Origin of the sequence: Rothia endophytica, assembly GCF_039543885.1 — a bacterium.
GTDB lineage: Bacteria > Actinomycetota > Actinomycetes > Actinomycetales > Micrococcaceae > Rothia > Rothia endophytica.
This window is the reverse complement of the sequence record NZ_BAABKP010000001.1, coordinates 1,126,993-1,141,737: the sequence shown is the minus strand read 5'-3', so window position 1 is coordinate 1,141,737 and position 14,745 is coordinate 1,126,993. Positions and strand designations below refer to the sequence as shown.

Below are 14,745 nucleotides of genomic sequence, written 5' to 3'. Positions count from 1 at the left end.
CAGTGATATTACAGCTACCAGCGGCCTAGTGCGACGTTGAGGGTTGAGATAGCGGCGGCCCCCGCGGTGGAACTGCGCAGCACCTCATCGCCCAAGAGGACGACCCTGGATCCGGCGGATTTTAAGAGGTCGAGTTCACGCGGGCTCACTCCCCCCTCTGGGCCTACCAAGAAATAAATCTCTTCAACGGTATCGGTCAGACGGGCTGAAAGTTCTTGGGTTAAGCGGTGCTCGCCCTGCTCATGCAGTACCAGAAAGAGAGCGGTCTCACCCAGCTCACGGGCTAATTCAGCCAGGTCAGCGCTGCTGTGCTGCTCAAAAACATGCGGTATGACAGCTCGTCTGGACTGCTTTGCAGCAGCCCGCACGGTGTTCTGCCACTTGGCATGAGCTTTAGCGGCGCGCTCCATTTTCCACCGCACAATAGATCGGTCAGCACTCCACGGTACGATTCCATGAGCACCCAGTTCCGTAGCCATTTCTATAGCCTGGATGTCACGATCGCCCTTAGCAAGAGCTTGAACTAAATAGATGGTCACCTGCTGTGACTGCTGGCTGAGCAGGTCAATGCTAACCCTGACACCAGCATCCAGGATTCCAAGAACTGACCCGGTAGCGCGCCGTCCTGCACCATCTGCTAAATCAATGCCCTCGCCAACCTCAGCCCGCTTCACATTCTTAGCATGGTGCCCTTCATCGCCCGTCAGGTCAAAGGTGCTACCTTCTTCCAATATGTCAAATTCGGGGGGACTAATGTAGTAGACCGCGTTTGTCATAGGGATTACTTCAGGTGATCTTTAAGGCGGGAGAAAAAGCCCCCGGAGTTCTTGTTCGAAAGCGTTTCGCTGACCTTGAGGTCTTCACCGCGGGACTCAGAGAACTGCAACAGAAGGTTCTTCTGTTCCTCACTCAAGCGGGTGGGGGTGCGCACCTCAATCTGTACACGGATATCGCCCCTACCGCCACCGCGCAGACGGGTCACGCCCAGTTCTTTGAGAGTGATGATATTGCCAGACTGGGTACCGGCCGGCACGTTAACCTCCTGAACCCCATCGAAGGTCTCCAGCGTAACGGTGGTTCCCAGGGCGGCAGCAGTCATGGGCACACCCAGTGTTGCTACCAGGTCATCACCGTCGCGGACGAACACAGGGTGAGATGTTACTCGCAGCTCAACGTAAAGATCCCCGTTGGGGCCACCCGCAGTGCCCGCTTCACCCTGACCAGCCAAGCGAATGCGAGCACCGTTAGTAACACCTGCAGGAATCTTGATGGTGAGTGGCTTGCGCTCGCGCACACGGCCCTCACCGTAGCACTCAGCACAGGGGTTTTTGATGACAGTGCCAAAACCACGGCAGGACGGGCACTCAACCGGCTGGACGACAGTACCCAGAATAGATTGAACCTGGCGTTGCATGTAACCCTGACCGTGGCAGGTTGAACAGGTCTCAGGGTGAGTGCCTTCTGCGGTGCCTTCACCCTCACAGCGCCCACAGGTGACCGCTGTGTCAACAGTGATGGGCTTATTAACGCCGAAGACGGCCTCCTGCAAGTCGATTTTCACGTTGATGAGGGCATCTTGGCCCTGACGCATGCGGCTCTGCGGACCGGTGGGACCTGAGTTGAAGAAGGTATCAAAAATATCCTGGAAGCCACCAAAGCCACCACCGAAACCACCCGCACCGCCAAAGCTCCCGGCAGAACCATTTTCGTTACCGGTCTGGTCGTAGATACGGCGCTTTTCAGGATCGGAGAGCACATCATGAGCTAGTGAAACCCGCTTGAACTGCTCTGCAGCCTCTTCCGAAGGGTTAATGTCAGGGTGCAACTGACGAGCCTTCTTGCGGTAAGCCTTCTTAATGTCTTCTGCGGACGCATCTTTGGACACACCCAAAGTTTCGTAGTGACTGCTCACTGATTCCTCTTTCTAGAGTAGGTTCACACAAAATATACCGAACGGGGCACTAAAAGGCAGTTGCCTAGGACTCGCTCAAAATCTTTGACAGGTAACGCGCCACAGCGTTGACCTTTGAAATAGTCATGGAGTAATCCATGCGGGTTGGCCCTACCACTCCTAAAGCAGCTGCTTCATCAGGGCCATAACCGCGAGCAATTACAGCTGCCTCTGACAGCGAATCTTCCGGGTTCTCTTGACCGATACTGACAGCAAAACCCTGTTCATTCCGGTCGATGCCGGTCAAGAGCTTAAGCAGAACTACCTGTTCTTCTAGAGCGTCGAGCACCGGCGCAATGCTGCGGCTAAAGTCTACGGCTCCCTCAGCTAGGTAAGCGGTACCTGACACCAGTAAACGGGTGGGGTCTCCCTGGCTTCCCATTGCTTGGAGAGCAGCCCAGAGGGGGCTGAGTCCAGGGGCATCAGGAGGTGTGGGCTGAAGCTCAGTCAGCAGATGCAGCGGCTCACCCTCACACTGTTGGTTCAGTACTCTGCGCCAAAAAGACAGTTTTTCTTCGGTGTGCAAAGTTGCCACATTGCGTTGAAGGATCTGACCGGTGTTGGTAATCAGCACCATCAGAATCATGGCGTTTGAAAGGGGTACCAGCTCAATATGCCGGACCGTCACCGTTTTTTTACGCGGGTACTGAACAAGTGCAACCTGCTGTGTAAGATGCGACAGCAGACGGGCGCTACGCCCCATCATCTCGTCGATGTCCTCGGCGCTATCTAGAAGTGTTTGTATAGCTCGTTTCTCAGCAGAACTTAGCGGCTGAACCTGCGCTACGCGGTCTACAAAAACCCGATAGCCCTGGTCCGTCGGAACCCGCCCCGCGCTCGCATGAGGAGCCTTGATAAGCCCAGCTTCCTCGAGTGCCGCCATGTCGTTGCGCACAGTGGCACTTGAGACACCCAGATTGTGCCGCTCAATGAGAGCTTTCGAGCCCACCGGCTCACGCAGGTGCACATAATCTTCAACAATTGCCTGTAGAACCTGCAGGCGACGAGGGTGATCCATATGCACCTCCTGGGCTAAAACGAGCTTCATAACTAGCACCCTCAGGTTGAGAGTGCTAACACCGCTTAACTCTAATACCCCCTGGGATAGAATCAGAATTCGGTACGCTCATGGCTAAGGTGGGCAGGTGCGCGCAGAAAGGCAGCTAGTGGATTACAGAGACAGTTGGGGGTCAGCTGACCTCACTAACCACCGAGTCGCAGTGCCCAGAAAAATTGCTGTCAAACCTGGTCTTCTACTGGAGGACGTACAAAGTGGCTGGGTAGGAGTAGTCGTCTCGTTAGAAACCATCGGCGGCATGCGCGTTATCGGTCTAGAAGACCGATACGGTAAGGTCAAAAAATTTCCGCTAGGACCAGGTTTTCTCTACGAGGGACAGCCCGTCAGCGCCGTCGTCCCTGCACGTCAACCGCAACAAACGAAGCCACAAATCTCTCGATCAGGCTCCCGCGCTGTTGAGAGCGCCCCATCTCGCACCGCACGTGCCTCCCGCATATGGGTGGAAGGGACGCACGATGCAGAGCTGGTGGAAAAAGTATGGGGTCACGACCTCAGAGTAGAAGGAATCGTTGTAGAACCCCTACACGGCGTGGATGACCTCGCTACTGCCATAGCGGCCTTCGGCCCTGCACCGCACCGCAAACTGGGTATCCTGGTGGATCACCTGGTGGAAGGGAGCAAAGAAAGCAGAATCGTTGCACAGGCTTTACAAGCTCCTGGTGCACGCGGAAATGTCACCATCGTTGGTCACCCTTTTGTAGATATCTGGCAGGCTGTCAAACCAAGTGTTGTAGGCATCGATGCCTGGCCCTCTATTCCGCGCTCTGAAGAGTGGAAAAAGGGCATACTACGGCGCTTCGGGTGGCCTCACGAAACACAAGCAGATATTGCCACTGGCTGGAAGACTATTCTTTCAAAAGTCGAAACCTATACGGATTTAGAACCAGCCCTTCTCGGCCCCGTCGAACAACTCATCGACTTTGTCACCTTAGAACCCTAGTCTTATGTGACAAACATCGTGACCAAGACAGCTAAAATGCCTGTCACCGATATGTTCTCTACACCAAATTTTCATTAGAATGGGACACAGCGCAAGACCTACCCTGTCTTCTGCCACCACCCGTTCGCACCACACTCAAAGAGAAAATTTTTGAAGACCGCAACCTCTCCCTCAGCAAACGCTTACAAGGGCTCACCGGCTACCGCCTCGCATCTTTCAGTAGCGGCTGATCGAAACATTGCAACCACCGCTCACTTTGGAGGTGTCATTGGGTGCATTCCTTCGGCCGTCATTTACTACCTCTACCGCGGCCGTGGCCCCTTTACCGAACAAGAATCAAGAGAAGCACTAGATTTCACTCTGTTGCCCACTCTCGTCATCGCTGTGTCAATCATTCTCAGCGGTGTGCCCGCTATCGGTTGGTTCTTTGGTCTCTTGGCAGCTCTCACCTGGACCTTCCTCGCAGTTTCCTCGCTAATTGCTGGTATCAAGGTAACTCGAGGTAACCCTTATCAGTACCGTTTTAACACCCAACTTTTTACCCGCATTCTGAACCGTAAAAAGTAACGGCAGTCGATAAACCAAAGCGATGCCCGGCGCTCAAGGTGCCGGGCATCGCTTTTACACAAGACCGCATATGTGGTCTAGGAGTATAACCAGTTTATAGGTCTGGTAAGAGTTCGCGGGTTACGGCATCTCCCAGTAACCTTCCCTGTAGCGTTAGTTGCACCCTACCCTCTGATCGGGCTCGGGGCTCAATTAAGCCCTGAGCCTGAAGCCAGTCCAGGGAGCTCTCAATGTCTTGAGGAGAGCGACTACCGTCAAGTTTGCTGATATGCAGCCCATCAATGACGCGAACCTGCAGCATGATATCTTCGAACCGGCGAGTTTCAGCAGACAGAACTTCACGTGCAGCTGCCGGGCTCAGCCCTTCTCTCACCTTGTGGGCATAGGGTACCGGGTGCTTCAGGTTCCACCACCGAGTACCGTTGATATGCGAGTGAGCGCCCGGGCCAATGCCCCACCAATCCTGGTTGCGCCAATAGGCATAGTTGTGACGACTGCGGGTGGCCTCGGTAGTCGAATAGTTTGATACTTCGTACCAGTGGTAGCCACCAGCGCTAAAGATCTCCTCGGCTGCCAGGTACATATCAGCCATGAGATCATTATCAGGCATCTGGTAGTCTCCACGCCGAATCTGGGCAGCCAGTTTAGTACCCTCTTCGATGATGAGAGAGTAGGCAGATATATGATCCGGTTGATAGCTCACCGCAGCTTGGGCTGATTCACGCCACTGCTCAAGGGTCTCCCCGGGAGTTCCGTAAATGAGGTCAACTGATACCTGCAGGCCAGCCTCTTTGGCCCACTGCACCACTTTGGGCACGTTGGCCGGTGTATGGGTACGGTCAAGAACTTCCAGAACTGAGGGAATAACAGACTGCATACCAAAAGAAACGCGGGTAAAACCACCAGCTCTGAGCTCGAAAAGGTCATCTCTGATTACTGAGTCAGGATTAGCTTCAGTGGTGACCTCTGCACCCTTCTGCAACCCAAACAATTCAATGGCCGACTGCAAAACGGTGACCAGGTCTGCTGCCGGAAGCTTGGTAGGCGTACCACCACCAAAAAAAATCGAATAGAGGGGGCGGTCTGGCACCCCTGACTCCCGCAGGACACGCTGCGCGAACTCAAGCTCTGCCACAGCGTCCTGAGCATAGGACCCAAGACCGACGCCGTTACCAAAATCATCGGTGGCATAAGTATTGAAATCGCAGTAGCCGCAGCGCACCGAGCAAAAGGGCACATGGACATAGAGGCTGAAATCGCGCTCCTCGCACCGAACGGCAGAACCCGCGGGGATCCTGCCGTCTAATGGTGCCGGAGCGCCTATAGGCTGAGCCGGCATTATTTTTTTGCTTTATCCTTCGACTCTTCACCGGAAGACAGCGCTGCGATGAAGGCTTCCTGCGGAACCTCAACACGGCCCACCATCTTCATGCGCTTCTTGCCTTCCTTCTGCTTCTCCAGCAACTTACGCTTACGCGAAATATCGCCGCCGTAACACTTAGAAAGCACGTCCTTACGCATAGCGCGTATATTCTCACGAGCAATAATACGAGAACCAATTGCCGCCTGGATGGGCACCTCAAACTGCTGACGAGGGATCAACTCACGCAACTTGCCGGTCATCATCGTGCCGTAGGAGTAGGCCTTATCCCGGTGGGTGATAGCACTAAAAGCATCGACCTTCTCGCCCTGCAGAAGAATATCTACCTTGACCAGATCGGCTTCTTCTTCTCCGTCAAACTTCCAGTCAAGTGAGGCATAGCCGCGAGTCTTGGACTTGAGCTGATCAAAGAAGTCGAACACAATCTCGGCTAGGGGCAGGCGGTATCGCAACTCAACACGATCCTGAGATAGGTAGTCCATGCCACCCATAGTGCCGCGACGTGACTGACAAAGCTCCATAATCGCACCCACAAATTCGTTAGGAGCGATGATGGTGCAGGCAACCATGGGTTCCCTAATGGTGGCTACCTTACCCTCGGGGAACTCACTGGGGTTAGTCACTCGCTGCGAGGTTCCATCCTCAGCCACCACGTCATAAATAACGTTAGGAGCCGTTGAAATGAGGTCCAGATTAAACTCGCGCTCCAGGCGCTCGCGCACAATCTCAAGGTGGAGCAGACCCAGGAACCCACAGCGAAAACCAAAGCCTAGGGCCGCCGACGTCTCAGGCTCATACACCAGAGCAGCATCGTTAAGCTGGAGCTTATCCAGAGCGTCACGAAGAGCGGGGTAATCAGAACCGTCAATGGGGAAGAGGCCCGAGAAGACCATGGGCTTGGGGTCCTCATAGCCACCCAGCTCTTCTGTAGCTGACTTCTGAGCCGAAGTGACAGTATCACCTACGCGGGACAGACGGACGTCCTTTACGCCCGTGATAAGGTAGCCCACCTCACCCACTGCCAAACCATCGGTTGGTTTGGGCTCAGGTGAAATAACGCCAATCTCCAACAGCTCGTGTTCAGCACCGGTGGACATCATCTTAATTTTTTGACGGGGGCTGAGCTTTCCGTCCACAACGCGCACATAGGTCACTACACCGCGGTAAGAATCGTAGACCGAGTCAAAAATCATGGCGCGGGCAGGTGAATCCGGCTCACCCTGCGGGGCAGGAAGCAGCTCAACAATGCGGTCGAGAAGATCCTCAACGCCTTCACCGGTCTTACCTGAAACGCGAAGAACCTCATCTGGCTCAACCCCAATGAGGTTGGCGAGTTCTTCAGCATACTTTTCTGGCTGAGCGGCCGGTAGGTCAATCTTATTGAGCACCGGAATGATAGTGAGATCATTTTCCATGGCCAAGTAGAGGTTGGCCAGGGTCTGAGCTTCAATTCCCTGCGCGGCGTCCACCAGTAGCAAAGCACCTTCGCAGGCTGCCAGAGAACGAGAGACTTCGTAGGTGAAGTCCACGTGACCCGGAGTATCAATCATATTGAGGGCATAGTTGACTCCGTCTACCTCCCAGGGCATGCGCACTGCTTGGGACTTGATGGTAATACCGCGCTCCCGCTCAATATCCATACGATCCAGGTACTGAGCCTTCATCTCGCGTGGAGTCACAACCCCCGTTGCCTGAAGCATGCGGTCAGCCAACGTGGACTTACCGTGGTCAATATGCGCGATAATGCAAAAATTACGGATAATTTCTGGGTTGGTGGCCGCAGGTTTGGGCGGTTTAGTTGCCAGAGGTGACAAGCTGTGGTTCCTTTCACGGCTGGTTACAACACAGTTGCACGCATCTGGGGCGGACGCCGGCGCGCAGAGAGTTGGTATAGGTTAGTTAATAAGTTTCCCACATCCAGGGTGACTTTGCACTTTCAACACCTGCCGAGGTATCTACGAAGAACTCAGGGAGTTTTCAGGTACTTGTATGTGCTATTCACCTATTCTTATAGGTATGAAGATCAACATGAGAACTATCCAACAGGCCCTCAATATTGGGCAAAGGGTCTACCGCGAATGGAATAAATACCAAAATAAGAAGGTGCGTGAAACAGCCAGGCAGCAGTCACGCTCCACCAACCAGCCAGCTGGGTACGCCCCACCCAAAGAAGAGCAAAGTGGCAACTTTGGTAATTTTGGTCGCCAGCAGCAACCCCGCACTGCTCCCCCGGCAAATCCTTATGCACGGTCTAACCCCTATGCAGACCCAGGTGCTACTTCTGGCTCCACCTCTGGGAGCTGGCAAGCAGGAGGATACCCCGGGGACTACTTTGGTAGCCTACCTTTTGATTACTCACCTGTTCCGGACGGCAAAGCTGACCCCGGTGAGGTTGTGTGGGCCTGGGTTCCCTTTGAAGAGGATTACCAGCAGGGCAAAGATCGCCCGGTTGTGATTGTTGGTCGCGAGGGAGACTACCTTTTGGCTCTCATGTTGACCAGCAAAGACCACAACAATTCGGTGAATAAGGCTTCGAACTACATAGATATCGGTAGCGGAGTCTGGGATAAGGAAGGTCGCGCTTCGGAAGTGAAGCTGGACCGCGTAATTCGCCTAAATTCTGATGGAATTCGCCGCGAGGGCGCCATCATGCCCCGTGAAACCTTCGACCTCGTCGCCAACGCTTACTGTCAGCGTTAAACCGGAGTTCTAAATGTTGCCCGCATCTCTGCCCAAGATGAGGGTAAGCCTGTTAGAGTTAACCCTTGTGTGTCCGATGGTCATCGGGCACTGCTGTTCGATTGCCATAGGCATCCCCACGCCGCTCAGTCGATGATCGAACAGCGAAGCCCTCACCGACCAATTAGACAAAAACAGAAAGTTTTTACACCGTGGCTAACATTAAGTCTCAGAAAAAGCGTATCCTCACCAACGAAAAGGCTCGTCTGCGTAACAACGCAATCAAGTCCGACCTCAAGACCAGCCTACGCCGCGTCAACGAGGCAGTTGAGGCGCAGGACGCAGCAGCAGCAACCGATGCTCTGCGCACTGCAAGCCGCAAGCTTGACAAGGCTGTTTCCAAGGGTGTTCTTCACAAGAAGAACGCTGCAAACAAGAAGTCAGGCCTCGCAGCTCGCGTAAACAAACTTTCCTAATTTTTCTCTGCCAGCCCCTCTAGCTGGCTGTCTATTTAGCGAAGTGACACGTTGCCCCGCTGACCATTCACTGGTCAGCGGGGCAACGTGCTTTAAGTTTAGGATGATAATTCTTTCTAATGATGCTGGGAGGCACGGGAAACAGCAAGCACTGCTTTTTCCAGGGGATAGAGAGCGTCAAGGTTCTCCCCCTTGAGTGCAGCGTCAGTGTCAGCCAAAACCTGCATAATAGCCGCGATATCCTCAACCGAGTAGCGTCGTGAATCCCGCATGGCTACTTCGACCTGCCAGGGCGCTATTTTGAGATTACTGGCTAGCTGCTGAGCGCTCCCCCGAATGCCGTGAACTTTAGCTATATTGCGCATACGCAAAGCTAGTGCGCCCAGCATGGGGATAGGGTCACTACCGGTGTCTAGAGCCTGACGGAGCAGCTTAACAGCCTCTCTACTATTACCCGCCACAGCAGCGTCGCTCACCTTAAAGGCGGTCACTTCAGTACGGCCACCGTAGTAACGGTCAACAACTGAGATATCAATGGTATCGGGGCCATCTGCAAGCAGTTGCCGGCAGGATGAAGCAAGTTCCGCTGTATCAGAAGTTGATTGCGCTAGAGCCTGTGCAGCCTCGGCAGTAATCTTTTTGCCCAGTGCTCTAAACTCATAGAGCACAAAGTCTGTCTTATCTTTTTCGGTTTTCAGCGGCTTGCATTCGACCAGGGGGAAGGCGCGGGAACCTCGAACGGTGTCAATCAGCTTCTTACCGCGGTTACCGCCGCTATGACTTAATACCACAACAGCTGTTGAGGAGGGGTTCTGGGCATAGTCGAGAGCATCGATGAGAAAAACGTCGCTCATCTGGGCTACATTCTCAATCTCAACGATTTTAGGTTCGTCAAAAAGGGAAGGGCTGGTGATGACGGTGAGCTGGCCGCTCCTGTAATCCTTAGCGGACAAGGTAGCTAGTTCATAACCACCTTCACGCTCCTGATACAGTTCCCGCAGTCGTTCCTTAGCACGTTGAGCAAAGTAGTCATCTGACCCGTAGAGCAGGATCAACGGTGCCAGTTCTACTGTTCTCCAGCCGTTAGCGTGGCCGGTATTTGCTCGTGATGTGCGTGCCATGTGCCTCCTTAGGTGCCCTCCTATTCTGGCAGACTTTTTCATTCTCTGCAGAGCATCTATTGCCCCTCTAGGGTTACTACAATTTCATGATCTCGTTGTTCCAGTGCGATGCTGCCGCTTTGGTCAGTCCTGACTACAGACACCCCGTGTTGCTTTAGGTAGTCCGTGATGACTTGATGAGGGTGGCCGTAGTCATTACCCCGCCCTGCGCTAATCAGCGCCAGGGCTGGGTTTGTTGCACCGATGAGCTGGGTGCCGCTTCCTCGAGATCCATGGTGCGCTACTTTCAGGATGCTAGCTTCTAGATTCTCTGGCTTCGGGAGGAGACGACCGGCGGCTGCCTCTTCAAGGTCACCCGTTGTTAAAACTGTCAGTGGTTGCTCCCCACCAACACGAAAGTGCAGAACTAGCGAACTGTTATTAACCAAAGCACTGCTGCCCTTCTCCCCCGGTACCCTATCGAGGCTATCTGGCGGCCACAATACTCTGACCTCAGCATCCGTGCCTAAGGAAAGCTCTGGGATGTATTCATCTGAACTGGCTAACTGTGTCAATTCAATGCCCTGAGGCACTTGGGCAGGGTCAAAATGTGCTGACGTAAAAAGGCGAGCTATGGGGTAACTTTCCGCCAGCTCGCTCAGGGCGCCATAGTGGTCACGGTGCTGGTGGGTTATGAACACAGCGTCTAGCCTCTCAACCTGGGCCCACTCTAGGCAGGCTTCTAAATCGCTGTAGCTATCCCCCGTATCAATAAGGGAGACTTGGTCCTCCACAGTACGCACCAGGTGGGCATCCCCTTGACCGACATCGCAGGTAATCCACTGCCAACCGTCCGGTGCCTTGGCAGAACTCGTCTTCTGGTTGAATAGGCTCAGTGCAAGGACACTGAGTAAAAGACAAACTGAAATGATGAGCCTGCGGCGGTCTTGGGGCGATGTAGCGCTCATTTTCTGCTTCCCTGCTGTGACAGGATTGGCTGGCGAACTGGTGGTGGTCTGTTGAGTCTGCTATCTGCGACTATGATTCCTGCCGAGAAAAGGGCAACCAGGGTAGTGATGCCCGCCATTGTCTGTGGGCTAGCTGGCAGGGCTACGGAGCTTGCAGGCATGTGGGTGACCCAAGAGGCCACTGCGTGCACACTGCCCGCTAGTAGCTCACCAGCCCAGAAGAGAAAGGACGCGAGGAAGCTAGCCCAAGGGCCCAGTGTCGCACCGATTAGGAGAAGGAGCCCCACGAAGGTGAGGGGGGCAACCATCGGAGCTACCAGTACATTAGCTAGCACGGTGTAGGGGTAGACGGCATCGGACAGCAAGAGAATGACCGGGGCGCACCAGAGCGCTGCTGAGAGTGGAATGGCAATGACGTCTGCTAGAATTCCGGGCAAAAATTTTGAGGCTAACCTTCGTAGTGCTGGCGCCAGGAAGAGCAGAGAGGCAGTGGCGATGACAGAGAGAGCGAACCCGTAGTTACTGGCTAGTTCTGGAGAGAGGACCAGCAGAACTAAAAGACAGGTGCACAGGGCTGCCACGCGGTGAGCACCGTGCCCAAGAACCATACCTAAGCCGCCCAAAATACCCATGACCCAAGCTCTGAGTACTGAACCGTCTAACCCAACCAAGCCGACATAAAGGGTGGCGGAAATCAGACCAATAAGAACCAGTGCGTAACGACTAATACGAATTTTTTGAGCAAGACGGTAAGAGACCACAAATACTAAGGAGATATTAGCCCCCGATACAGCGGTCAAGTGGGTTAGCCCCGCTACCCGCATCCTGTTAACAGCCTCAGCACTGAGGGATGAGTCATCACCGTAAGCCATACCGAGAAGCAACCCGGCAGCGTCCCTTCCTACCTCCTGCACAACCCGCTCCCTGACCATAGTCTTGTGACCGTACATGGGAGGCGATGATACATCAGCGCTTTGGGAGTAAAGTCCTCCTTTGACACGGTAGTAGCTACCATCAACGGTGAGGGTGCCCACCCCTGTTACCTCGATGCCGGCTTCAAAGCGGCTATCGGTAAAAATACTTAGGGTTAGAGACTGGCCAAGAATTTGCCCTCGGTATTCAAGCTCCCTAATTCGCACTTGTGTCAATGAACCTCCGTAAGCACTGGGAGAGGATGCGAGAACGGAACCGGAGAATCGAACTCCCTGGCCATTTGCCGCGTCCAGGAAGTCCCAGCGCTCCTGGTAACCACGAGCGGTAATGAGAGCGCCCTGGATGCAGGTAAGGAGTAAGCAGAGCATCATGACCCCTAACAGCGGTTGCAGTCTGGACCGCCACGAAATAGGCGCCGCGTTTTTGGTCAGTGGCAGAAGAGCTGTTGTTACAGCTAAGAAGCCCAGACTTAAAAGCGCTGCCCTACTACCGCTCAGAATCCATATAAGGGTAAAAGCCCAAACACAGGTGGATGGGGCCAGCAACCGTGCGTCCAACAGACGAGGTAATTCTCTGAGGTGAAGCTGTCTGTCTCTATCAGAGAACCAGTATTCCTTAAAGCGCTCCGATCCCCGTACAGCCTTCATAGTGTCACCAAACCTCTGAGATTTTCCATGGTTGCCGGCCCGATTCCCGAGACCTGGTCCAGCTCTTCGATGTTTTTAAACCCGCCGTGCTCCTCGCGCCAGCTAATAATATTTGAAGCAAGCACCGGACCGACCTTTGGAAGGGTTTGTAACTCTTCTGCGGTCGCGGTATTAAGGTTGACCAGGACGTTGGCACCACCAGTAGAAACCTGCCCGGGCGCTGCCCCACCGTCGGTGAGCCCTGTTGCACTCTGAAGTGGGGCTTCACCGGAAGTTGGGAGGTAGATTTTCACCCCGTCAGAGAGCTTATCTGCCAGGTTTACCGCCCCTGTCTCAGCTTCGGGAAGGGCGCCGCCAGCCACCTGAACCGCATCGTTCACGCGACTATCGGGAGGAAGAGTATAAACACCCGGAGCGGCAACAGCACCGTCCACATGGACCGTCAGAGACTCTTGTGGGGCAGGGCTCAAAGACTCCTGCGTCACTGAGCCACTAGGATATTGGGAAGAGGAGGGAGCAGAGGTAGAGCCGGTTGAAGAAGGAAGCGCGAGTGACACCGTTTCAGTCTGGCCAGGAAGGTAACCTTTAATCGTGGTCCAGAGCGTCAACAGGGTAAGTAAGACCGCCACGGTGGCAATGAGCCCACTGGGAATTTTCCACCGTATGAGGTGTTGATCTGGTGAAGAAGAATGATGAGGGTTTGCTTCTAGCGTTTCCTTAAGGAGGGCGCGGCTACGTTGAGCCGATGATGTGTCTACCCTTGCCCGCTGAGAACCGTAGCGGCGGCTCGTTAGTAGGCGCTCGGTCTCTAGGTCACCTAAAGACTCCTGCGGTCCTATGCTCTCAGCAGCATCATGTAGGATCCAGCCTGAACCATCTTCTCGCCTGCCATGTTTCATGACCCCAGGATAAGCACGGGCGTAAGCCCTGAACTCTAGAACGAGGATCTGTGGATAAGAGCCACTCGGCTGAGAGCTAATGTATCTCGCCAGTTCCCACCCACCTCGGTGAACCTGAGACGAGTCTTTAACCGGTCAGCTACATTCTATCCACAGTCTGATTCACCGATGTAGGGGCTAATACACCACCGCTGCCAGAGCGCCTAAACCTGAGTGGGCAGAGAGCACCGGTGGAAGAGGCAGTAGCTCTGCATCTTCGGCTGGCTCACCCAGCGATCGCTGAAATTCCTGGGCTTGCAAGAGATTACCGCAGTAGTGGACGGCGACGACCCGACCAGTAGGTGCTGGAACACCGGCGGCAAAACGATGAGAGCCCTTTGCCTGTTCAGCGCTGAAGTCTAGGGTAAGTTCGGTGAGCCGTTCAATAGCTTTTGGCGTGGTACGCGGCCTTTCTAAGTAGATCAGCTTACCGTCAAGTACCGTGGCCACTGGCCGTATCTGAAACATCTGTGCCACCATTGCCAGGGCAGGAGCAACGCGGCCGCCCCGTTTGAGGGCGTCCAATGTTGGGATAAAGAAGAACAGTTTGACAGCGGCGCACAAGTCCTCTGCGACCTCTACGGCAGTCTCTAAATCATCGGTATTTTCAGTGAAACGGTAGAGGTTTATAACAACCTGGCCGAGTGCCATGGCTAGATTTTCAGAATCGATAACGGCCACCGGTAGCTGAACCAAATCAGCGGCAACTCGCGCCGCGTCGCAGGTGCCAGAGAGCGCCCCCGAGAGATGAATAGAAATGATACCCGCATACCCTTCGCTAGCAAGCCGTTCGTAAACTTCTATAAGTTCCCCCGGTGAAGCGCCAGAGGTGGTGACTTGTTCCCCCTGGACGTGGGCGGTGACGATAGCAGCATCAATCTCGGCGGAGCTCAGCCCCTCCAGCGGCTGCCCAGCAATGGAAACAGGTAAATCAACCTGGGCCAAGCCACCTGAGACTGTGGCTTCGGCAAAGAAATCGGCAGGCAAGGCAGCCGAAGAGTCAGTCACGATAGCTATAGAACGCACCGTTCCACTCTACCGCCTCCCCTGCATAGAGAAGAGGCAGACAAGGTCGTCATGACCTTGT

Annotated in this window: 14 protein-coding genes; 4 read left to right on the top strand and 10 right to left on the bottom strand. The window is 54.3% G+C overall.

The genetic code is table 11. From position 1 onward, the window contains the following. Positions 1-14 precede the first annotated feature (14 nt). From ABD982_RS05155 to hrcA, 3 genes are all read right to left on the bottom strand, one after another. The gene (locus ABD982_RS05155) at positions 15-776 is read right to left on the bottom strand and encodes a 16S rRNA (uracil(1498)-N(3))-methyltransferase (protein WP_345445290.1); all 762 of its coding nucleotides are present in this window, start codon (positions 774-776) and stop codon (positions 15-17) included. 5 nt (positions 777-781) lie between these two features. After that, positions 782-1,912: a molecular chaperone DnaJ gene (dnaJ, locus tag ABD982_RS05150; RefSeq protein ID WP_345445288.1), complete on the bottom strand. Its 1,131-nt coding sequence runs from the start codon at positions 1,910-1,912 to the stop codon at positions 782-784. Between the two features lie 64 nt (positions 1,913-1,976). After that, on the bottom strand, positions 1,977-2,969 hold the full coding sequence (gene hrcA / locus ABD982_RS05145; RefSeq protein WP_345445286.1) for a heat-inducible transcriptional repressor HrcA: 993 nt from the start codon (positions 2,967-2,969) through the stop codon (positions 1,977-1,979). 127 nt (positions 2,970-3,096) lie between these two features. Here hrcA and ABD982_RS05140 point away from each other — a divergent pair, with 127 nt between their 5' ends. Then, positions 3,097-3,969, top strand: a complete 873-nt coding sequence (locus tag ABD982_RS05140) for a DUF3097 family protein (protein WP_425570013.1) — start codon at positions 3,097-3,099, stop codon at positions 3,967-3,969. A 150-nt stretch (positions 3,970-4,119) separates the two neighbouring features. Then, positions 4,120-4,536, top strand: a complete 417-nt coding sequence (locus tag ABD982_RS05135) for a DUF4870 domain-containing protein (protein ID WP_251380105.1) — start codon at positions 4,120-4,122, stop codon at positions 4,534-4,536. A 94-nt stretch (positions 4,537-4,630) separates the two neighbouring features. Here the strand turns inward: ABD982_RS05135 and hemW are convergent, their stop codons facing one another. Continuing rightward, a complete protein-coding gene (hemW, locus tag ABD982_RS05130; protein ID WP_345445282.1) occupies positions 4,631-5,875 on the bottom strand; it encodes a radical SAM family heme chaperone HemW in 1,245 nt (414 codons plus the stop codon). Then, positions 5,875-7,731, bottom strand: a complete 1,857-nt coding sequence (gene lepA, locus ABD982_RS05125; protein ID WP_345445280.1) for a translation elongation factor 4 — start codon at positions 7,729-7,731, stop codon at positions 5,875-5,877. Before lepA ends, hemW begins: the two co-directional genes overlap by 1 nt. Positions 7,732-7,945: 214 nt before the next feature. Between lepA and ABD982_RS05120 the strand changes: the two genes are divergently transcribed. Both ABD982_RS05120 and rpsT read left to right on the top strand, forming a co-directional pair. Then, positions 7,946-8,617: a type II toxin-antitoxin system PemK/MazF family toxin gene (locus ABD982_RS05120; RefSeq protein WP_345445278.1), complete on the top strand. Its 672-nt coding sequence runs from the start codon at positions 7,946-7,948 to the stop codon at positions 8,615-8,617. A gap of 191 nt (positions 8,618-8,808) precedes the next feature. Beyond that, positions 8,809-9,072 (top strand): 30S ribosomal protein S20, encoded by a 264-nt coding sequence (gene rpsT, locus ABD982_RS05115; protein WP_251380109.1) that lies wholly within the window; start codon positions 8,809-8,811, stop codon positions 9,070-9,072. A gap of 116 nt (positions 9,073-9,188) precedes the next feature. On the opposite strand, the gene holA is transcribed toward rpsT, so the two are convergent. From holA to ABD982_RS05090, 5 genes are all read right to left on the bottom strand, one after another. Then, a complete protein-coding gene (holA, locus tag ABD982_RS05110; protein WP_345445275.1) occupies positions 9,189-10,193 on the bottom strand; it encodes a DNA polymerase III subunit delta in 1,005 nt (334 codons plus the stop codon). Between the two features lie 56 nt (positions 10,194-10,249). Beyond that, positions 10,250-11,140 carry a ComEC/Rec2 family competence protein gene (locus ABD982_RS05105; RefSeq protein ID WP_345445273.1) on the bottom strand — a complete coding sequence of 297 codons (891 nt, stop codon included), beginning with the start codon at positions 11,138-11,140 and terminating at the stop codon, positions 10,250-10,252. Continuing rightward, the gene (locus ABD982_RS05100) at positions 11,137-12,444 is read right to left on the bottom strand and encodes a ComEC/Rec2 family competence protein (protein ID WP_345445269.1); all 1,308 of its coding nucleotides are present in this window, start codon (positions 12,442-12,444) and stop codon (positions 11,137-11,139) included. The genes ABD982_RS05105 and ABD982_RS05100 overlap by 4 nt, the downstream gene beginning before the upstream one ends. A 272-nt stretch (positions 12,445-12,716) precedes the next feature. Continuing rightward, complete coding sequence (locus ABD982_RS05095) at positions 12,717-13,619, bottom strand: helix-hairpin-helix domain-containing protein (protein WP_345445267.1); 903 nt, start codon at positions 13,617-13,619, stop codon at positions 12,717-12,719. A 177-nt stretch (positions 13,620-13,796) separates the two neighbouring features. Beyond that, positions 13,797-14,684: a DegV family protein gene (locus ABD982_RS05090; RefSeq protein ID WP_345445265.1), complete on the bottom strand. Its 888-nt coding sequence runs from the start codon at positions 14,682-14,684 to the stop codon at positions 13,797-13,799. Positions 14,685-14,745: the final 61 nt, after the last annotated feature.